Source organism: Roseibium sp. SCP14 (genome assembly GCF_040329475.1).
Taxonomy (GTDB): Bacteria; Pseudomonadota; Alphaproteobacteria; order Rhizobiales; family Stappiaceae; genus Roseibium.
In genome coordinates, this window is record NZ_JBDZYH010000004.1 from 46,654 (window position 1) to 66,907 (window position 20,254).

The 20,254-nt window shown below is 57.5% G+C and carries 15 protein-coding genes; all 15 read left to right on the plus strand.

What is annotated here, in order from left to right; translation table 11 throughout:
* The first annotated feature begins 6 nt into the window (after window positions 1–6).
* The 15 genes from mraY (at window position 7) to ABLQ08_RS17280 (ending at window position 20,124) form a co-directional block, all read left to right on the plus strand.
* Window positions 7–1,092 carry a phospho-N-acetylmuramoyl-pentapeptide-transferase gene (gene mraY / locus ABLQ08_RS17210; protein WP_352944517.1) on the plus strand — a complete coding sequence of 362 codons (1,086 nt, stop codon included), beginning with the start codon at window positions 7–9 and terminating at the stop codon, window positions 1,090–1,092.
* Between the two features lie 5 nt (window positions 1,093–1,097).
* Window positions 1,098–2,498: a UDP-N-acetylmuramoyl-L-alanine--D-glutamate ligase gene (gene murD, locus ABLQ08_RS17215; protein ID WP_352944519.1), complete on the plus strand. Its 1,401-nt coding sequence runs from the start codon at window positions 1,098–1,100 to the stop codon at window positions 2,496–2,498.
* A complete protein-coding gene (locus ABLQ08_RS17220; RefSeq protein WP_352944521.1) occupies window positions 2,499–3,656 on the plus strand; it encodes an FtsW/RodA/SpoVE family cell cycle protein in 1,158 nt (385 codons plus the stop codon).
* A gap of 18 nt (window positions 3,657–3,674) precedes the next feature.
* Window positions 3,675–4,781, plus strand: a complete 1,107-nt coding sequence (murG, locus tag ABLQ08_RS17225; protein WP_352944522.1) for an undecaprenyldiphospho-muramoylpentapeptide beta-N-acetylglucosaminyltransferase — start codon at window positions 3,675–3,677, stop codon at window positions 4,779–4,781.
* On the plus strand, window positions 4,778–6,178 hold the full coding sequence (murC, locus tag ABLQ08_RS17230; RefSeq protein ID WP_352944524.1) for a UDP-N-acetylmuramate--L-alanine ligase: 1,401 nt from the start codon (window positions 4,778–4,780) through the stop codon (window positions 6,176–6,178). The genes murG and murC overlap by 4 nt, the downstream gene beginning before the upstream one ends.
* Before the next feature lie 11 nt (window positions 6,179–6,189).
* Window positions 6,190–7,161 carry a UDP-N-acetylmuramate dehydrogenase gene (gene murB / locus ABLQ08_RS17235; protein WP_352944526.1) on the plus strand — a complete coding sequence of 324 codons (972 nt, stop codon included), beginning with the start codon at window positions 6,190–6,192 and terminating at the stop codon, window positions 7,159–7,161.
* Complete coding sequence (locus ABLQ08_RS17240; protein ID WP_352944528.1) at window positions 7,162–8,088, plus strand: D-alanine--D-alanine ligase; 927 nt, start codon at window positions 7,162–7,164, stop codon at window positions 8,086–8,088.
* Complete coding sequence (locus ABLQ08_RS17245) at window positions 8,076–8,990, plus strand: cell division protein FtsQ/DivIB (protein WP_352944530.1); 915 nt, start codon at window positions 8,076–8,078, stop codon at window positions 8,988–8,990. Before ABLQ08_RS17240 ends, ABLQ08_RS17245 begins: the two co-directional genes overlap by 13 nt.
* Complete coding sequence (ftsA, locus tag ABLQ08_RS17250; RefSeq protein WP_352944532.1) at window positions 8,987–10,309, plus strand: cell division protein FtsA; 1,323 nt, start codon at window positions 8,987–8,989, stop codon at window positions 10,307–10,309. The genes ABLQ08_RS17245 and ftsA overlap by 4 nt, the downstream gene beginning before the upstream one ends.
* Before the next feature lie 115 nt (window positions 10,310–10,424).
* Complete coding sequence (gene ftsZ / locus ABLQ08_RS17255; protein WP_352945580.1) at window positions 10,425–12,218, plus strand: cell division protein FtsZ; 1,794 nt, start codon at window positions 10,425–10,427, stop codon at window positions 12,216–12,218.
* 260 nt (window positions 12,219–12,478) lie between these two features.
* On the plus strand, window positions 12,479–13,423 hold the full coding sequence (gene lpxC, locus ABLQ08_RS17260; protein WP_352944533.1) for a UDP-3-O-acyl-N-acetylglucosamine deacetylase: 945 nt from the start codon (window positions 12,479–12,481) through the stop codon (window positions 13,421–13,423).
* Window positions 13,424–13,686: 263 nt separating this feature from the next.
* Window positions 13,687–14,499, plus strand: a complete 813-nt coding sequence (locus ABLQ08_RS17265; RefSeq protein WP_352945582.1) for an outer membrane protein assembly factor BamD — start codon at window positions 13,687–13,689, stop codon at window positions 14,497–14,499.
* Window positions 14,500–14,568: 69 nt separating this feature from the next.
* A complete protein-coding gene (recN, locus tag ABLQ08_RS17270) occupies window positions 14,569–16,236 on the plus strand; it encodes a DNA repair protein RecN (RefSeq protein ID WP_352944535.1) in 1,668 nt (555 codons plus the stop codon).
* 7 nt (window positions 16,237–16,243) lie between these two features.
* Complete coding sequence (ligA, locus tag ABLQ08_RS17275) at window positions 16,244–18,412, plus strand: NAD-dependent DNA ligase LigA (protein WP_352944537.1); 2,169 nt, start codon at window positions 16,244–16,246, stop codon at window positions 18,410–18,412.
* A gap of 119 nt (window positions 18,413–18,531) precedes the next feature.
* Window positions 18,532–20,124: an FAD-dependent monooxygenase gene (locus ABLQ08_RS17280; protein ID WP_352944539.1), complete on the plus strand. Its 1,593-nt coding sequence runs from the start codon at window positions 18,532–18,534 to the stop codon at window positions 20,122–20,124.
* The last annotated feature ends 130 nt before the right edge of the window (window positions 20,125–20,254 follow it).

Below are 20,254 nucleotides of genomic sequence, written 5' to 3' on the forward strand. Positions count from 1 at the left end.
TAACTGATGTTTTATTTTTTGGGGCAATTTGCTGATCAGGTCTCGGCGTTGAACGTGTTCCGGTACATCACGTTCAGAACCGGCGGCGCGATCATGACTGCGCTGTTTTTTGTTTTTCTGTTCGGACCGAAAATCATTGCCAGCCTGCGCATCCGGCAAGGGCACGGTCAACCGATCCGGGCCGATGGCCCGGAAAGCCATTTGCTGACCAAAAAGGGTACCCCTACGATGGGAGGGTTGATGATCCTCTCGGGCGCTCTGGTTGCCGCGCTTTTGTGGTCGGATCTTTCCAATCCATACGTATGGGTGGTGATAGGGGTAACCCTGGGCTTCGGCAGCATCGGCTTTTACGACGACTATCTGAAAGTGACGAAGTCATCGCACAAGGGTTTCGGTGGCAAGGCACGGCTCGGACTGGAATTCCTGATCGCTGCCTCGGCTGCCTTCGCTGTCACGCTTCTGGACACGTCTGAATTCTCTGAAGCTATTACGTTCCCGTTCCTGAAAGATTTCACTCTCAATCTCGGTCTTGTCTTCATTCCGTTTGCTGCCTTTGTCATGGTCGGCGCGGGCAACGCTGTGAACCTGACTGATGGTCTGGACGGGCTTGCGATCGTTCCGGTTATGATTGCCTGCGCGTCCTTCGGCCTGATCGCGTATTTGTCCGGTAATGCGGTATTCGCCAACTACCTGCAGATCCACCACGTCGCTGGCACCGGTGAACTGGCTGTCATCTGCGGTGCGGTGATCGGTGCAGGCCTCGGCTTCCTGTGGTTCAACGCTCCTCCCGCCGCGATCTTCATGGGCGATACCGGTTCGCTCGCACTTGGCGGCATGATTGGTGCTATCGCCGTTGCCACCAAACACGAAATCGTTCTGGCAATCATCGGCGGTCTGTTCGTGCTTGAGGCCGTGTCGGTTATCGTTCAGGTCATATCCTTCAAGCTGACCGGCAAGCGCGTCTTCAGGATGGCGCCGATACATCACCACTTCGAGATCATGGGATGGACCGAGAGTCAGGTCGTGATCCGCTTCTGGATCATATCGGTCGTGCTTGCCCTGATCGGTCTTGCCACGCTGAAGCTGAGGTAAGCCTAATGATCCCAGTCACCACATTCGAGAACAGAAAAGTCGCTCTTTTCGGGCTTGGCGGGTCGGGACTGGTAACTGCGCATGCCTTGAAGGAAGGCGGGGCGGATGTGGTTTGTTTCGACGACAACAAGTCGCGGGTTGAACAGGCGACATCCGAAGGACTGCAGACGCAGGACCTGCGGGAGTTGGACTGGTCCGCTGTCGCGGCACTGGTACTTGCGCCAGGCGTTCCGCTGACGCATCCGGTACCGCATTGGTCCGTGGATCTTGCCCGTGGAGCCGGTGTGGAGATTGTCGGAGACGTCGAACTGTTTTGCCGCGAACGCCGGAAGCTTTGCACGAGCGCCCCGCTGATCGCGATCACCGGAACGAATGGCAAGTCCACCACCACTGCACTCGTTGCCCATCTTCTGAAGGAGCTTGGACTGGATGTGCAGATCGGTGGCAATATCGGCACGCCGGTGCTTGAGCTGGAGCCGCCGAGGCCGGGTCGTCACTATGTCGTTGAGTGCTCTTCCTATCAGATTGATCTGGCACCGACCCTTGATCCGACCGTCGGTATTCACATGAACTTGTCGCCGGATCATCTCGACCGGCACGGCACCATGGAAAACTATGCCGCCATCAAGGAACGGCTTGTCGCCGGCGCAAAGGTGGCTGTCGTCGGTGTGGACGATCTCATGTCTTCAACGATTGCTGACCGGCTGGAACTGGCGCGCAAGCCGGTTTGCCGGATCGCCGGAGAAAAGGAACTGACCAGTGGCATCTATGCGCGCCACGGTCGATTGATCGAAGCCCATGACGGCACCCAGAACGAAGTCGCACTGCTCGGCGGGATCGACAGCTTGCGCGGCGATCACAACGGTCAAAATGCAGCTGCCGCGTTTGCTGCCCTTCGCGCCCTGGAATTGCCTGCTGACAAGATAGCCGCCGCGATGAAGTCTTTTCCTGGGCTTCACCATCGCATGGAAATCGTCACGAAGCAGGGCCGTGTCCTCTTCGTCAACGACTCCAAGGCAACCAATGCAGATGCCGCGGCGCGGGCATTGTCCAGTTTCGATAGGATCTATTGGATCGCCGGTGGCCGTGCAAAGGCCGGAGGCATTTCCTCGCTGGACGAGTACTTTCCGAAGATCGTGAAAACCTTCCTGATCGGCGAAGCTGCGGAAGATTTTGCCAAGACGCTGGATGGACGGGTTCCGTACAAGATCAGCGGAACGCTTTCACAGGCCGTTATCGACGCTGCAGAAGAAGCCGCGGAAGATGAGGCGGAAGAGATTGCCATATTGTTATCGCCCGCCTGTGCGAGCTTTGACCAGTATCCGAATTTTGAACTGCGGGGCGCTGCTTTTGTAGATGCGGTGCGTGCCTTGCCTGGTGATGGAAACACTCAGGAGGTCGCATAAATGGTTTCTCGCGCCGATCGTAGCCGATTTGCCGAATGGCTCTGGACGGTGGATCACTACCTTCTCGCAGCATTCGGTTTGCTGCTGGTGGGTGGTGTGGTTCTGTCCTTCGCTGCAAGTCCGCCGGTTGCCGAGCGGCTCGGGGTCGAGACCTTTTTCTTTGTAAAGCGGCAGGCGATGTTCCTGGTTCCCGCACTGGTGATCATGCTCGCCGGTTCGCTGATGACACCGCGCATGGTCAGGCGCGCGGCTCTCTTGGTGTTCGTGGCTTCGCTGATACTTCTCGTTGCCACGCTGTTCCTTGGTTTTGAAGCAAAAGGGGCGCGGCGCTGGATCTATATTGCAGGGTTCTCCCTGCAGCCCTCGGAATTCCTCAAACCTGCCTTTGTCATTCTGATTGCCTTCCTGTTGTCCGAAAGTGGCCGCCGCCGGGAAGTGCCGGGTGTTCTTTTCGCCTTCGTTCTCTTTGCTGTCTGCGCGGCCTTGCTGATCGCGCAACCGGACTTCGGCCAAACCATGTTGCTCGGTCTCGTCTGGGCCGGACTGTTTTTCCTGAACGGAATTTCCTGGTTGATCATCATGGCGCTTGGGGTGATCGGAATTGCCGGTCTGTTTGCTGCCTATGCCTTCCTTCCGCACGTGACCGGTCGGGTGGACCGGTTCCTGGACCCGAGTTCCGGGGATACCTTCCAGGTGGATACCGCAATGGACTCCTTCCTTGCCGGTGGCTGGTTCGGCCGGGGGCCGGGAGAGGGCACTGTCAAACGCATTCTTCCCGACAGCCATACGGACTTTATCTTTGCCGTTGTCGGAGAAGAGTTCGGCGTGGTGGTCTGCCTTCTCGTTGTTTCGGTGTTTGCGTTCATCGTTCTGCGTGGGTTGAAACATGCCAGCCGCGACCAGGACGCCTTCAGCCGTCTGGCAACCGCAGGTCTGGTCGTTCTGTTTGGTCTGCAGGCAACCATCAATCTTGCTGTCAATCTCAACCTGATGCCTTCCAAGGGCATGACCTTGCCATTCATTTCCTATGGCGGTTCGTCGCTTCTGTCGTCCGCCATGACAGCCGGTGCTCTTCTGGCGCTGACCCGCAGGCGGCCGCAACCGTCCCGCGGCGATGTCGTTACCGTGAGCCGGCTTTCGCCCTCTTCGTTGATGTAAGGCTGAACGCCAGATCTTATGAATAAAACTGTTCTACTGACGGCCGGCGGTACCGGCGGCCACCTGTTTCCCGCACAGGCACTTGCCAGCGAACTCAACCGGCGCGGTTGGACCGTGGAGCTTGCGACTGATGAGCGGGCCGACAAATACGGGACGGCCTTTCCTGCTCGTAACGTTCACATCATCGCATCGGAGACCATTCGCGGTCGAAACCCGATCACTCTCGCGAAAACGGCATTCAGTCTGCTCAAGGGAACCTGGCAGGCGCGATCCGTCATCAAGTCCCTGAAGCCGGATGTGGTTGCCGGGTTCGGCGGATATCCGACATTTCCGCCGATGTTTGCGGCCAGGATGACCGGCACGCCCTCTGTTTTGCATGAAGCCAACGGAGTTATGGGACGGGCTAACAAACTGCTTGCCAAAGGTGTGACGGCAATTGCGACAAGCGTGCCGATCGACGATCTGTCAGGCGAGCTTGCCGGCAAGCTTGTCGAGACCGGAAATCCGGTCCGCGATGCTGTTCTTGATGCGGCTGAACTTGCCTATGAACCGCCTCAAACGGGCGGCGATTTCAAGCTTCTGATCTTTGGAGGCTCTCAGGGAGCGCGGTTTTTTTCCGATCTTGTCCCGCCGGCCGTGGAGAAACTTCCTGAAGATGTTCGCTCTCGCCTGAAGATCGTGCAGCAGTGCCGGCCCGAGGACGTGGAACGGGTTCAAGAGGCTTATCAGGCCCTGGGTGTCGAGGCGGAATGTGCGCCGTTCTTTCAGGATATGCCGCAACGGATTGCGCAGGCGCATCTCGTTATTTGCCGATCAGGCGCATCTTCCGTCAGTGAACTCAGTGTTCTCGGGAGACCAGCCATTTTGGTGCCTTTGCCCGGTGCTATCGATCAGGATCAGGCGGCTAACGCGAAGGTGCTGGAAAAAGTCGGCGGCGCCTGGCCGATCCGCCAGGTGGATCTTCATCCGGAACGCCTGACAAAGGAAATCAACCGCTTCATGGCTTCACCGGAAATGCTGAAGGATGCCGCGGAAAACGCACGCAGCGTCGCCAAGCCGGATGCGGTCAAACGTCTCGCGGACCTGGTTGAGCAGGTCGCAAACAAGCAAGGAGAACGGCCATGAAAATGCCGCAGGATATCGGTCCGGTCCATTTCGTCGGGATCGGAGGCATTGGCATGAGCGGTATCGCCGAAGTGCTCAAGACGCTCGGCTATCAGGTTCATGGCTCCGACATGGCGGAGAACGCCAATGTGCAGCGGCTTCGCTCGCATGGCATCAAGGTGATGGTCGGACACGCCGCGGAAAACCTGGGCGACGCCGAAGTGCTGGTGGTTTCTTCAGCAATCAAGAAGGACAACCCGGAACTTGTTGCTGCGCGTGAAAAACTCATTCCGGTGGTCCGGCGTGCGGAGATGCTTGCGGAGCTGATGCGGTTCAAGCAGTCGATCGCTATCGGCGGCACCCACGGCAAAACCACCACGACCTCCATGGTTGCCGCCCTTTTGGATGCGGGAAACCTTGATCCGACGGTCATCAATGGCGGCATCATCAACGCCTACGGTACCAATGCCCGGATGGGCGAGGGGGACTGGATGGTTGTTGAAGCCGATGAAAGTGACGGCACATTCGTCAAGCTTCCTGCAGACGTTGCGGTGGTGACCAATATCGATCCGGAACACCTCGACCATTACGGTGACTTCGACGGCGTCAAAGACGCTTTCCGGCAGTTTGTCGAGAACGTTCCTTTCTATGGTTTCGCGGTGATGTGTCTTGATCATCCGGAAGTCCAGACGATGATCGGCACCATCGAGGATCGACGGGTCGTGACTTATGGAACCAACCCGCAAGCCGACGTGCGTTACACCGATGTGTCCATGGACGGTGGAAAGTCGATCTTTTCCGTCGCTATCCGGGACCGGCGCAACGATCAGATCATCGAATTGAAGAATCTGGAGCTGCCCATGCCCGGGCTGCACAATGTTTCCAATGCCACGGCAGCAATTGCAGTCGCATCGCAGCTTGGCGTCGGTGCTGAAGACCTTGAAAAAGGCATTTCAGCCTTTGGTGGCGTGAAGCGCCGCTTTACCCATACCGGTACCGTCAACGGCGTTCAGATTTTCGACGACTACGGTCACCATCCGGTGGAAATCAAGGCAGTGCTGCATGCGGCGCGCGAATCCACCAAGGGCAAGGTCATCGCGATCATGCAGCCTCACCGATACACGCGCCTGCACAGCCTGTTCGATGATTTCTCGAACTGTTTCAATGACGCCGACACGGTCATCATTTCTCCGGTTTACGCCGCAGGAGAGCAGCCGATCGAAGGGGCCTTGCACACGGACCTGGTTTCCGGGCTGAAAACCCGTGGTCATCGCCATGCTCAGGCAATTGAAGGGCCCGAGGAGTTGCCAGCGCTGATTAAGGATGTCGCAGAACCCGGCGACTTCGTTGTCTGCCTGGGAGCCGGCAACATCACCCAATGGGCTTATGCACTTCCCAAGCAGCTCGAAGATCTCTGAGGAGAACCTTGATGAGTTTTCCTGATCTTCTGGAACAATATCCATATCTGGCCGAGAGCATTCGCGGCAAGTTGACAGCCAACCAACCGCTCTCGGCGGTCACCTGGTTCCGGACCGGCGGTCCCGCTCAGCTGATGTTTCAGCCGGCTGACGAAGACGACCTTGCCGCGTTTCTAAGCAAGTTGCCCAAGGATGTTCCGGTCCTTCCTGTGGGGCTCGGTTCCAATCTGCTGGTCCGTGATGGCGGACTTGAAGGCGTTGTCATCCGTCTCAGCGCCAGAGGGTTCGGCTCCATTGAGGATGTCGGTGGCAATCGTGTGAAGGCCGGAGCTGCGGTGCCGGACAAGCGGCTGGCGGAAGCAGCAGCAAAGATAGGGCTCGGTGGATTTGCATTTTACACTGGCATTCCAGGGGGACTGGGTGGCGCGCTTCGAATGAATGCCGGCGCGCACGGTACCGAAACCCGTGAACGCGTGGTGGAACTGACCGCCATCGACAGAAGCGGCAATCGTCACGTTCTGACAAATGCTGAAATGGGATACGCCTACCGGCATTCCGCAGCCTCCAAGGATCTGATTTTCACATCCGCAGTGTTTGAAGGTGTGCCACAGAACGAAGAAGCAATTCGCCAGGAAATGGCGGACGTCGTCGCACACCGCGAGCGTGCGCAGCCGATCCGCGAGAAAACCGGCGGCTCGACATTCAAAAACCCGCCGGGAACATCTGCGTGGAAAGAAGTCGACGCAGCCGGATGCCGAGGGCTGATGATCGGCGGCGCCCAGATGTCCGAAATGCATTGCAATTTCATGATCAATACCGGCGAAGCCACCGGCTACGATCTTGAACTTCTGGGAGAGACCGTACGGGCACGTGTCCTGAAACACAGTGGCATCAGGCTTGAGTGGGAAATCAAGAGACTGGGCCGGTTTGGGGGCACCGGATCGATCGAACCGTTTTTGGGACAGGAAGGGGAGGCCGCGTAAATGGCCAAGAAACATGTTGCCGTTCTCATGGGCGGTTGGGTTAACGAACGTCCGGTCAGCCTGAGCAGCGGAAAAGACTGTGCGGACGCCCTGGAAGAAGCCGGATACAAGGTTACCCGCATCGATGTGGATCGAGATGTTTCGTCTGTCTTGGAGAAACTGAAGCCGGATGTGGCCTTTAACGCACTTCACGGTCCCTTCGGCGAAGATGGCTGCGTTCAGGGAATATTAGAGTTTCTTAACATTCCCTATACCCACTCCGGAGTGATGGCTTCCGGCCTTGCGATGAACAAGGTGAAGGCCAAAGCGGTGATGCAGGCGGCTGGAATTCCCGTGACGGAACACAAAGTCGTGAATCGTTATGACATCCAGCGCGAACACCCGATGAAGCCCCCCTATGTGCTCAAGCCGATCAATGAAGGCTCGAGCTTCGGAGTGCTAATTGTCAAGGAAGATCAAGAGTTTCCGCCACAAGAGCTCAGTCGAACCGACTGGCCGTATCCAGATGTTCTGATGTGCGAAAAGTTCATCAGGGGCCGGGAGCTGACCTGTGCTGTCATGCATGACAAGGCTCTGGGTGTCATCGATATCGTTCCCCAGGGGCACAGCTTCTACGATTATGATGCAAAATATGTAGAAGGCGGTTCAAAACACATTCTTCCTGCAAAAATTTCACCGATTGTTTACCAAACCATAGAGACACTAGCAGTCAAGGCGCATCAGGCTTTGGGATGCCGAGGTGTTTCCCGGGCCGATTTCCGTTTCGACGAGCGCGAAGACGGAACCGGCGAACTGATTTGCCTTGAAGTGAACACGCAACCAGGCATGACGCCGACCTCTCTTGTGCCGGAAATGGCGGCCCATAAGGGGATGAGTTTCAAGGACCTGGTCAGTTGGATGGTTGAGGACGCAAGTTGCTGTCGCTAGGGCGCAAACATAACCGGGAAACACTAACGCCGCTGGAAGCCGAGCTGGCTCCGCGCGGGCGTGGTGTTTCGCGTTTGCATCGCCAGCCGGTTTGGCGGGCCGCGGGTCGGCTGACGGATCTACCGCGCTGGACCGGTTCTGCTGCCGCACTCGGTTTCTTAACCTTAACAATTGGTTACGCAATAGTCATAGGTGGGCATGGCCGCATCGTCTCCGACGCGCTTTTGTCTGCAGCTGGCTTTGGTATTGAAGCGGTGAAGCTCTCCGGTCAGCGCGAAATCAACGAATTTCAGATCCTTGAAGCCCTGGAAATTCATGAAGGCTCTTCGCTCGCACTTTTTGACGCGGAAGGGGCCCGGGAACGACTGAACCAGATGGCCTGGGTGAAGAATGCTTCCGTCATGAAGCTTTATCCGAGCACGCTTCAGGTCAAGGTCGAGGAGAGGGTGCCTTACGCTCTCTGGCAGCGCGGCGACGTCGTCTCGATCGTAAACGAATCAGGTGATGTCATCACTGACGAAGTCGATGGTCGCTATGCGAACCTCCTGCTTGTAGTGAACCATGGTGCTCAGCGCCGGGCCGGTGAAATTAACACCGCATTGGAAAAAGTGCCGGAATTGCGCCCACGCGTTCGTGCAGCGTTCCTGATCAGCGATCGTCGCTGGGACCTCCAGCTGGAGAACGGTATCTCGATCCGGTTGCCTTCCGAAAATATCGATGATGCGCTTATGGACCTTGTGCAGATGGATGAGGAGAGCGGTCTGCTTTCCCGGGACATTGTCGCCATCGATATGCGTCTTGGCGATAGAGTGACGGTTCGTCTGTCGGACGATGCAGCTGAACAGCGCAAGATCATGACCGGCGGCCGCAACAGGTCGGCCAAGAAGGAGCGGGATACATGAGCCGTTCCGGAAACCACCTCTACTTGCCCAAGATGCGGCCCCTGCCGAGCCGCCGTTCTGTCATCATGTCGGTTCTCGATGTCGGGTCGACGAAGATTTGCTGCCTGATCGCCAAACTGATCCCGCAGGACGAGAAAACAATTCTTTCGAGCCGCTCCCACAAGGTGGAAGTGCTTGGCTACGGCTATCAGCGATCACGTGGCATCAAGTCCGGCGTCGTCGTGGACATGGATGCGGCCGAACAGGCGATCCGTCTTGCCGTCGACAGTGCCGAGCGTATGGCAGGTGTGACGGTTGAATCCCTGATTGCAAATATCAGCTGCGGCAGGCTCCAAAGCGAGATCTATAGCGCAAACGTGACGCTGGCCGGTGAGGCCGTGTCGGAAGCCGACATCCAGCGGGTTCTGTCTGCAGGATCGAGCCATTCCGTCACGGATGGTCGGGCGGTCACCCATGCATTGCCGATTTCCTATTCCCTTGACGGCAGCCGGGGCATCCGTGACCCGCGCGGCATGATGGGACACAAGCTTGGCGTCGACATGCAAGTCGTGACGGCGGAAGTGCCACCAGTACGCAATCTGGAGCTCTGCATCAACCGGGGTCACTTGCATGTGGAGACAATGGTGGCAACGCCTTTTGCCAGCGGTCTTTCCACCATCGTCGACGATGAGGCTGAGCTCGGCGTTGCCTGTATCGATATGGGCGGCGGAACCACGACGTTGTCTGTCTTTGTCGATGGACACATGGTGCACCTGGATGCGATTGCCGTGGGCGGCAATCACGTCACTACCGATATTGCCCGCGCATTTGCGACCCGTCTGCAGGACGCAGAGCGCCTGAAAACACTTTATGGCTCACCGCTGGCTTCCAGCTCGGACGACCGTGACATGCTTACGGTCCCGCCGCTGGAAAGCGACAGCGATTTGCCGAACCAGATCCCTCGCTCGGCGCTGACACGTGTCATTCGCCCGCGTGTGGAGGAAATCCTTGAACTCGTGAGAGATCGCCTGACGGCGTCCGGTTTTGCCGGTCGCGTGGGTAAACAGATCGTGTTGACGGGGGGCGCCAGTCAGCTCACGGGACTTGGAGAAGTTGCGCGTCACATTCTGGGGCGCAACGTTCGTCTTGGCCGGCCATTAGGCGTCGCCGGTCTTCCCGAGGCCGCTAAAGGTCCGGCATTCGCCGCCGCTGTTGGTCTCTTGATTTATCCGCAGGTCGCTCAGATCGAACAGTTCGAACACAAGAACCGTCGGTCGGGGTGGGGCGGGCAATCTGGTTACCTGGCCCGTGTGGGGCAGTGGATCAGGGAAAGCTTCTGACGACATGAGCCATGAAGACGAAAACCAGGAATTGGAGCTGCCAGGAGTGGCAGAGGAAATTAGGGAAGAAGAGGGTTCTCCCGATAAGGGAGCGCCAGTGGGTCGCGAGGATAATATGACCATCAACCTGAAGATGCCCGACATTCAGGAGCTGAAGCCACGCATTACGGTCTTCGGCGTCGGCGGCGCGGGCGGAAACGCCGTCAATAACATGATCACAGCTGGCCTCCAGGGGTGCGACTTCGTTTGCGCCAATACGGACGCCCAGGCACTGGCCATGAACCAATCCGATCGTCTCGTCCAGATGGGCGTGGCAGTCACGGAAGGTCTTGGCGCAGGTTCTCAGCCAGAGGTCGGCTCTGCCGCGGCTGAAGAAGTGATCGACGAGATCAACGACCACCTCTCCGGTTCGCACATGGTGTTCATTACCGCCGGTATGGGTGGTGGAACCGGAACCGGTGCAGCCCCGGTTATTGCCCGTGCTGCACGCGAACAGGGCATTCTGACGGTTGGGGTTGTCACCAAGCCTTTCCAGTTTGAAGGCGCGCGCCGTATGCGCATTGCCGACAGCGGCATTGAAGAGCTGCAGCGCAACGTCGACACGCTGATCGTCATTCCGAACCAGAACCTGTTCCGGATTGCCAACGCGCAGACCACTTTTGCCGATGCCTTTGCGATGGCTGACCAGGTGCTCTATTCCGGCGTAGCCTGCATCACCGACCTGATGGTCAAGGAAGGCCTCATCAACCTCGACTTTGCCGACGTGCGTTCGGTCATGCGCGGCATGGGCAAGGCGATGATGGGAACCGGCGAAGCCAGCGGTGAAAAGCGTGCGCAGCAGGCAGCTGAAGCGGCCATCGCCAACCCGCTCCTTGACGAATCTTCGATGAAAGGTGCTAGAGGGCTGCTGATCTCCATTACGGGCGGCAACGACCTGACCCTGTTCGAAGTGGACGAGGCTGCTACCCGTATTCGTGAAGAAGTCGACGCCGATGCCAACATCATTCTGGGCGCGACCTTCGACGAAACGCTGGACGGTATCATCCGCGTCTCCGTTGTTGCTACCGGCATCGACAAGGAGGAGGGCGTAGACGCCAATCCGTTTCCCTCACCAGCAGCTCAGTCCCTGAAGGCTGAAAAGCCCGCTGTGCCGCGCACGCCGGAGATCGCCACTGCAAAGCCGGCGGCTATGGCTGAAAAGGCCATCGCACAGGACGCGGCTGCCAAGGCTGTTGCAAGTCTTGAAAAAGAACTTGCGATTCCGGAGCCGCAGCCGGTTGCTGTCGCAAGTGATCCGGCCGTTGAAATCAAGCGGGTGCAACCGGCCAGCGCGACTTTGACCGGCAAGTCACCGATGATCGACCTTGAAGAGGATACGCCGGCTCCGGTCGTTGATGAGACGCCCCTCAGCCAGCCTTACATTCCTCCTGTTGCTGAAGAGCACAGCCCTGCACCGCGTATGCCGCGTGTAGAAGATTTCCCGCCGATCGCTCAGCGTGAAATCCGGGCTCAGCAGGCCTCCACTCCTGCTCAGGCCCAGGCCGCGGCTCCTCAGCCTGCTCCGGCACCTGCGCCTGCACCGGCAGCCGCTCAACCTTCAGCCTCGGCGGCAACGCTTGATGAGCACAGCGAAGATGACCGTCGTCCGATGGGATTGCTGCGCCGTCTCGCAAGCGGACTTGGTCGCCGCGAAGACGAAGAGGAACAGGAAGTCGAAGCTCCGGTCACCCGTGCGCCTCAGCTGCAGCCGGCTCCTGCCGCAGCTCCGCGTGCACCTCAGCAACGGGTCTCCGCTCAAGGCGCAACCGGTCAGCTGGACGGCACCGGACGGGCTGCCCCGAAGCCCGTAAGTGCTTCAGAAGACGATCAATTGGAGATTCCGGCGTTTCTGCGGCGCCAAGCCAACTGATTCGTTTTCGCGATCTTCTTCCCTGATCGCAACGGCCCGGAGCTCACGCTTCGGGCCGTTTCCGTAGGGGAAGCGATTTCGCTTTTCAATTCAGTATCTTGTAAGGCTGTGAATCGTTACAAACCGTAATAAAGCTTTATTTCGCTCTATCCGGGAACGGGACTATGTTCCCCACCGACTGGCAATCGTAAAAAGTCCGTAACCTTTTTAGGGGCAATTGAGGACGATTTCGCGATTGCGAACCGGAAAGGCAAGGCCGAATGACCACATATGTTGACCGACAGACTACACTCGCCGATCAGGTAACCCTGACCGGGATTGGCGTCCATTCGGGCAAACCAGCGTCAATCACCTTGGTGCCTGCCGAAGCTTGCGTGGGGGTTGTGTTCACGCGCACCGATCAGGAAGATGCACCGGAAATTCCTGCTATGTGGGACAAGGTTTCCGCGACGGCGCTCTGCACGGTTCTGGGAGATCCGACCAAGGATGGCGTTGCCACGGTTGAACACCTGATGGCGGCTCTGTTCGGTATGGGTGTCGACAACGTGATTGTCGAGATTGACGGTCCGGAAATGCCGATCATGGATGGCAGCAGCACGGTTTTCGTGGAAGCCATCGAGCAGGTCGGGCTGAAGAAGCTGGACCGTGGACGCCGGTACCTGAAGGTCAAGAAGACCGTGCGCGTCGACAATGGCAGTGCTTGGTGTGAACTCCATCCTCATGATGGCACCAAGTTCGACATCACCATCGACTTCGATACGCCGGTCATCGGGCAGCAGCGTTTCGAATCAGACATGACACCGGAAGTGTTCCGCGATGATCTCGCGCGCGCCCGGACCTTCGGTAATGTGAAGGATGTCGAGCAGCTCTGGAAAATGGGCTTTGCTCTTGGCTCCTCCCTGGAAAATTCCGTCGCGATTTCTGACGACAAGGTTCTGAACCCCGAAGGCACACGCTGGCCGGACGAGTTCGCGCGCCACAAGGCTTTGGACGCTGTTGGCGACCTGGCTCTGGCCGGGCTGCCGATTCTGGGTCTCTACCGTTCCTATAAGGGCGGTCATAAAATGAACCACTCCATCCTGGTCAAGCTTTTTGAAGATCCGAGTGCTTTTGAAATCGTCGAAGCACCGGCCTTCCGCCAGGTTGGGCAAGTCGATAAGGGTGGTTTGGCAGCTTCTGCTGCATTCGGACCGGACGTTTCCTGAATTTGATTGTCGGCCGCTTCCATGTAGCGGCCTTTTTTGTTTCAGCTGATTTCACCACAATTTGGGCCTGTTGCCACAAAATTGCTCAAAAAAACCGTCAGATGGCCGATGAAGGCGTGACGGGGACAGGTGATTTCCGCTAAACACTCCTGTCGATGAATTTCATGAGCCTTGATTATGCAGGGCTGTTTGGGTCGGAGCGGCTCGGGAGTATGGGTGTGAACGGAATTGATACTGGTTCTGAAGTGAGCGGAACCAAGGGTATGAAATTTTTCCTCAAGATGGCTGTTCTGGCTGCACCGCTCGCACTTGCCGCCTGTAGCGGCAAGGACGACTTGGACGAACTTGCACTCAATGATACGCCGCCGGAAGTGCTCTACAATGAAGGCTTGGCACTACGGGCCCAGGGCAAGCTTCGCGATTCGACCGAGAAGTTCGAGGAGCTCGACAAGCTTTATCCCTATTCGGAATATTCGAAGAAATCACTCGTCAACCTGGCGTTCCTGAATTATTCACGCGGCAAATATACTGAAACCGTGACCGCGGCGAAGCGGTTCGTCACACTTTATCCGGGCGATGAGGATTCAGCTTATATGCTCTACCTCGCCGGTCAGAGCTATTTCCGGCAGATGCCGGACATTACTCGCGACCAGGCGGTTACGCGCAAGGCCGGTGCCGCTTTCACCGAACTTATCCAGCGCTTTCCTGAATCCGAATACACACCGGACGCGGAGCAGAAACTCAGGATCATCAAGGATCAGCTCGGCGGCAAGGAAATGCAGGTGGGCCGCTATTATCTGAAAAAGCGCAACTACGTTGCGGCTATCAACCGCTTCAAAACAGTTGTTGTCGATTATCAGACGACCCGGCACGTGGAAGAGGCACTGTTCCGTCTGACCGAAGCCTATTATGCGCTCGGTGTCGTCAACGAAGCGCAGACCGCTGCAGCCGTACTCGGTCACAACTATCCTGATACTCAATGGTACAAGGATGCTTATTCTCTGCTGAATAAAGGCGGATATCAGCCAGCAGAGGACTCTGGCAGCTGGATTAGCCGCGCATTCAGGAGTATCTAACGAGTTCTGGAAAGACGACTCGACCCTCCTATATGGTGGTCGGAAATTTAGTCTAGGGAGCTCGCCTTCATGCTGGTCACGCTGTCTATCCGAGACATCGTTCTGATTGACCGACTTGACCTTGATTTCGCTGCTGGAATGTCGGTGCTTACCGGTGAAACCGGTGCCGGCAAGTCCATACTTCTGGATTCCCTGTCACTGGCCCTCGGGGCTCGTGGGGATGCTGATCTCGTGCGCCACGGCGAATCTCAAGGGCAGGTGACAGCCGTCTTCGATGTTCCGATGAACCATCCGGTGCGTGCGTTCCTGAGGGAAAATGACATCGACGACGACGGCGACGTGATTCTTCGGCGAATTCAGACGTCCGACGGTCGAACCCGTGCCTTCATCAACGACCAGCCAGTCAGTGCAGGTCTGTTGCGGCAGGCAGGCATCCTGCTTGTGGAAATCCACGGACAACATGACGACAGGGCACTGGTGGATCCGGAAAGCCACCGTGCGTTGATCGATGTCTTCGGTGGATTGACGGATCTGGCGTCAGGTGTTGCCAAGGCCTATGCGGGTTTCCGCGCCGCAGAAAAAGCTGTCATCGATCATGAGCGCCGCATTGAGGCTGCCCGTAACGAGGCAGATTTTCTACGTTCTTCCGTTGATGAACTTTCACGATTGAAACCCGAAACCGGTGAAGAGGAAAAACTCGCCCTGCGCCGGACCGACATGATGCAGATCGAGAAGATCGCCGGCGACCTGAACGAAGCCTTCGAGACCCTGAACGGCTCGGCATCACCAATCCCGGAACTGGCCAGTTTGTTGCGCCGCCTGGAGCGAAAGTCCGATCAGGTGCCACAACTGCTGGCCCAGCCCGTACGCACGCTTTCAGAGGCGCTGGATCATCTGGAAGAAACGCGCAGTGGCCTGGAAAGCGCCTTGCGCGAAACCGAGTACGACCCGCGTGAACTGGAAGCCGTTGAAGAACGCCTGTTTGCGCTTCGCGCCGCATCACGCAAATATTCGGTTCCGGTGGACGAGTTGTCTGCACTTTGCGCCCGCATGGCAGGCGATCTTGCCGATCTGGACGCAGGTGAGGACAAGCTTGCTGCTCTCGTCGATGCTGCAGCCAAGGCACGCGCGGATTACGATAAGAAAGCAGCTTCCCTTTCGCAAAAGCGTCAAAAGACCTCGCACCTGCTTGAAAAGGCTGTTGAAAGAGAACTCCCTGATCTGAAACTTGAGCGCGCCCGTTTCATCGTCGAATTGACGAGCGATCCGGAAAATCGGACCCGGTCCGGTATTGATCAGCTGGAGTTTCATGTTCAGACAAATCCGGGGACTCGGCCTGGTCCGATGATGAAAGTTGCCTCAGGCGGCGAACTCTCCCGGTTTCTCCTGGCGCTCAAAGTGTGTCTGGCGGACAAGGGGTCAGCGCCGACGCTCGTCTTCGATGAAATTGATACCGGAGTCGGTGGCGCGGTTGCCGAAGCGATCGGCTTGCGCCTCGCGCGTCTTGCAAGCAGTGTTCAGGTCCTGACAGTCACGCATGCACCTCAGGTGGCTGCGCGGGCGGAGGGGCATTTCCTGATCGCCAAGGAAGCGACGAAGCCGGATCGCGTTGCAACGCGCGTGCAGCAAATCGATCAGGACCATCGCAGCGAGGAAATTGCACGCATGCTGGCGGGCAGTGTCATTACCGAGGAAGCACGGGCCGCAGCCCGCAGACTTCTGACAGCGGCCGAATGAGGGTGGCATGAGCGAGAGCAAGTCGGACGATTCGTCCTTGCCGGCGGTAAGCGTCGACGAGCTGACAGCGGAACAGGCACGGGCGGAACTGAAGCGTCTAGCTGCGGAAATTGCTGAAAACGACAAGCGCTATCATCAGGAAGATGCCCCGACGATTTCGGACGCAGAATATGACGCGCTCCGGCGTCGCAATTCTGCGATCGAGGCACGGTTTCCGGATCTGGTTCTGGCCGACGGTCCGTCGGCCCATGTAGGCGCCGCGCCTGCGTCCGGCTTCGGCAAGATCACCCACAGGGTGCCGATGCTGTCGCTGGACAATGCGTTCAATGACGAAGACGTTCGCGACTTCGTTGGCCGCGTCCGCCGCTTTTTAAAGTTCGATCCCCTGATGGGCGCCCTTGCCGTTACGGCGGAACCGAAGATCGATGGTCTTTCTCTATCTCTTCGATATGAAAACGGCGAGCTGGTCTACGCGGCAACCCGAGGGGACGGTACCACAGGTGAAAACGTCACCGCGAATGCTCGGACCATCAAGGATATTCCCGAACGCCTGACCGGAAGCGTGCCGGAGGTCGTGGAAGTGCGCGGTGAGGTCTATATGGCGCACAAGGACTTCCAGGCGCTGAATGCGCGAATGGAAGCCAATGGTGGCAAGGTGTTCGCCAATCCGCGCAACGCGGCTGCCGGTTCCCTGCGTCAGTTGAAATCGGAAGTAACGGCGTCTCGCCCACTGAAGTTTTTCGCTTACGCATGGGGAGAGATGAGCGAAATGCCGTCTGATACCCAGTCCGGCATGGTGGAGGTTTTCGAGGCCTGGGGCTTCAAGATTAACCCGCTGATGAAGCGGTGCGAAACGGTTGAGGAACTGCTCGGCGTCTATCACGGGATCGAAGAGAACCGTTCCCAACTCGACTACGACATCGACGGCGTCGTCTACAAGGTCGACAGGCTCGACCTGCAGGAACGGCTTGGCTTCGTTTCGAGATCGCCCCGCTGGGCAATCGCGCACAAGTTTCCTGCCGAGCAGGCCTTTACCGTTCTCAACGACATTGAGATTCAGGTTGGCCGTACGGGAGCGTTGACGCCCGTTGCCAAATTGGAGCCCATCACGGTCGGCGGTGTTGTCGTTTCCAATGCCACCCTGCACAACGAAGACTACATCAAGGGCATCGGGCAGGACGGTGAACCGATCCGCGATGGCAAGGATCTTCGTATCGGCGATACCGTCAAGATCCAACGCGCCGGAGATGTCATTCCGCAGATTGTCGATATCGACCTGGACAAGCGTCCAGCCGATGCCGAGATTTTTGTGTTTCCGACTGTGTGTCCGGCATGCGGTAGCCATGCTGTTCGCGAGGAAAACGAAAAGACCGGGCGGGTCGACGCTGTCAGGCGCTGTACCGGTGGTCTCATTTGCCCGGCACAGGCGACGGAAAAACTCAAGCACTTCGTTTCCCGCAATGCCTTCGACATTGAAGGTTTTGGAGAGAAACAGGTCGATGCCTTTTATCAGGACGGGCTGGTCATGTCGCCAGCCGACATTTTCACGCTGGAGGAACGGGACAAGCGGGCACTTACCAAGCTTCGGAATCGTGAAGGTTGGGGGGCTGTCTCCGCCAGAAACCTGTTCGAGGCGATCAATGCCCGTCGGGATATCGATCTTCACCGCTTCATATTTGCTCTGGGCATCCGTCATGTAGGGGAGGGCAATGCCAAGCTTCTTGCCCGTGCCTACGGTTCTTGGATCTCGTTCTATGAAGCGATGCAGGCGGCACATGATGAAGCCGGAGAAGCCTGGGCGGAATTGAACGACATCGACGGGATCGGGCATATTGTTGCCGAAGCGCTGATCGAGTTCTTTGCCGAGGAACACAATCGCGGCCAGCTGGATGCCCTGCTTGAACAGGTTCGCCCGAAAGACGCGGAAAAAATCGATGCGTCCGGTTCACCTGTCGCCGGCAAGACTGTTGTTTTCACCGGATCACTGGAGCGTATGACCCGCGACGAGGCGAAGGCGATGGCTGAACGGTTCGGCGCAAAGGTCTCCGGTTCCGTTTCCAGGAAAACCGATCTGGTTGTTGCAGGACCTGGAGCGGGATCAAAGCTGAAAAAAGCCCAGGAGCTGGATATCGAGGTCATTTCAGAAGACGGTTGGTTCGATCTGGTGGGCGCCTGACGACGGTTCTCCGTCTGGTGCGTCCTGGAATCCAGTTTCATCATCGGCAGGCAGCGCGGTTCTGTTGGAAGAAATTATGTCATAGGCTTCGATGACATGTATCGAGTCGGAGTTCTGATTTGACTGACGTTCTTATCTGCGGGGCCGGCCCTACAGGTCTTGCACTGGCCATTGAACTGGCCCGGCGTGGTATAGAGGCGCGGGTGATCGAGCGTGAACTCATGCCGCCGACCAATCCACGCGCCTTTGTGCTCAAGCCGTCTACTCTGATCGCCGCCGAGCGAATGGGATTTCTGGAACGCCTGCTCGAAGAAGGAATTCGGGTGGATGCCATGTCCTACTTCTTCGAAGGACGTGTCATTGCAACGGCAACCTCGCCAAGCGAGCGCTGGCCCTGGCATCTCAATCTAGGTGAAGACAGGCTTATCCCGATCCTGACATCGCGGCTGGAAAGCCTCGGTGTTGTCATAGAGCGCGGCATCGAACTGACGGCCTTTGAAGAGATGCCGGATGGGGTTCGGATAGAGCTCAAGAACAGAGCAGGGCGGACGGAAAAACTGAAGACGGGCTGGCTTGCCGGGTGTGACGGGATACACAGTTCGATACGGGAAAAAGCAGGAATTGCCTTCAACGGGCACGAACGGTCGCTTCACTGGCACGTTCTCGACGCGCAAATCGAAGGCTGGCCTTACAAGGAAAGCCACGGTGTGCTCTTTTTCGAGTCTCTTATCGTCAGTGTCTATCGGACAAAGGAAGTCTTCAGGGTCTATTCCGCCTCATTTGAACCGAGCAAGGAAAGCTGGTCCAGAGTGCGGGACTTTCTGAAGAAACACGTTCCTTCAGCCAAGCTTGGTCCGGCGCTCAACGACACCGCCTTTCACAGCAAGTCCAAATTAAGTGCCTGTTTTCGTTCCGGCAGAATTGTCCTGGCAGGTGATGCTGCGCATGCAATGTCTCCCAGCGGTGGGCTGGGGTTGAACAGCGGCGTTCAGGATGCGCTGAATGTCGGCTGGAAACTGTCTGCGGTTATCAAGGGACAGGCAGAAGAGGCCCTGCTGGACACCTACGATCTGGAACGGCGCGCTGCAGCACAGGCCGCGCTGACGGTAAGCCAGGGCAACGATGATCTGTTCTCAGTGGCCGACCCTGCCGTGCGAGCGCGTTCCTTCCGCAAGTTCGGGGTCAAGATGGTTCACTACCTGCGCGGCGGGGGATCCGGATATGAAGCCGTCATGGGGCCTTATGAAAGAAGCATCGTCGCGTCTGGTTCCGAGCCTGATTTCGGTCCCGGTCCGGGCGTGCATTTTCCTTCAGACATTCAAGTCGCCCGGGCAGACGGCCAGCTTTGTTATCTCACGGGGGAACTGGGCACGCATTCCCATAACCTTGTGATCTTCATCGCAGATGGCGGCATAGAAGCGAAACTGCTTGTCGAAAGTGCGATCGGTCTTTGCTCGGCTTACGCAGAAGAAATCACGCTGACGGTGGTTGCACGAAGCATAGAAGGCGTGGCGGCTCGAACTGCCCTAGGTGCGGAAGGCGTTACACTGCTGATCGATCAGGAAATGACGGCACACAATCTGCTTGGTGTCGTTGAACGCTGCGCAATGTGGGTTCGGCCGGACGGTTGGATCGGGGCACGGCATGACGACGCCGCAAACGTTGAGGCGCTGAAAGGTGATCTGCAAGATGCTTTGCCCAACCTGTTCTGACGGGCAGGCCCCTTTGCCGGAATACACGCTAAGATATTAGAATCAAAGGATACTCCCGCACAATTTCGTAGTGCAATTGGATCAAATACACCGTAACTATGGGGAAAACTACCGATCACGTCAGGGAAAA

Coding starts and splice junctions, on each gene's coding strand:
- mraY (WP_352944517.1), top strand. CDS start 7: ATGTTTTATTTTTTGGGGCAATTTGCTGATCAGGTCTCGGCGTTGAAC.
- ABLQ08_RS17240 (WP_352944528.1), top strand. CDS start 7,162: ATGGCCAAGAAACATGTTGCCGTTCTCATGGGCGGTTGGGTTAACGAA.
- ligA (WP_352944537.1), top strand. CDS start 16,244: ATGAGCGAGAGCAAGTCGGACGATTCGTCCTTGCCGGCGGTAAGCGTC.
- ftsA (WP_352944532.1), top strand. CDS start 8,987: ATGAGCCGTTCCGGAAACCACCTCTACTTGCCCAAGATGCGGCCCCTG.
- ABLQ08_RS17265 (WP_352945582.1), top strand. CDS start 13,687: ATGAAATTTTTCCTCAAGATGGCTGTTCTGGCTGCACCGCTCGCACTT.
- murG (WP_352944522.1), top strand. CDS start 3,675: ATGAATAAAACTGTTCTACTGACGGCCGGCGGTACCGGCGGCCACCTG.
- murB (WP_352944526.1), top strand. CDS start 6,190: ATGAGTTTTCCTGATCTTCTGGAACAATATCCATATCTGGCCGAGAGC.
- recN (WP_352944535.1), top strand. CDS start 14,569: ATGCTGGTCACGCTGTCTATCCGAGACATCGTTCTGATTGACCGACTT.
- murC (WP_352944524.1), top strand. CDS start 4,778: ATGAAAATGCCGCAGGATATCGGTCCGGTCCATTTCGTCGGGATCGGA.
- lpxC (WP_352944533.1), top strand. CDS start 12,479: ATGACCACATATGTTGACCGACAGACTACACTCGCCGATCAGGTAACC.
- ABLQ08_RS17220 (WP_352944521.1), top strand. CDS start 2,499: ATGGTTTCTCGCGCCGATCGTAGCCGATTTGCCGAATGGCTCTGGACG.
- murD (WP_352944519.1), top strand. CDS start 1,098: ATGATCCCAGTCACCACATTCGAGAACAGAAAAGTCGCTCTTTTCGGG.
- ftsZ (WP_352945580.1), top strand. CDS start 10,425: ATGACCATCAACCTGAAGATGCCCGACATTCAGGAGCTGAAGCCACGC.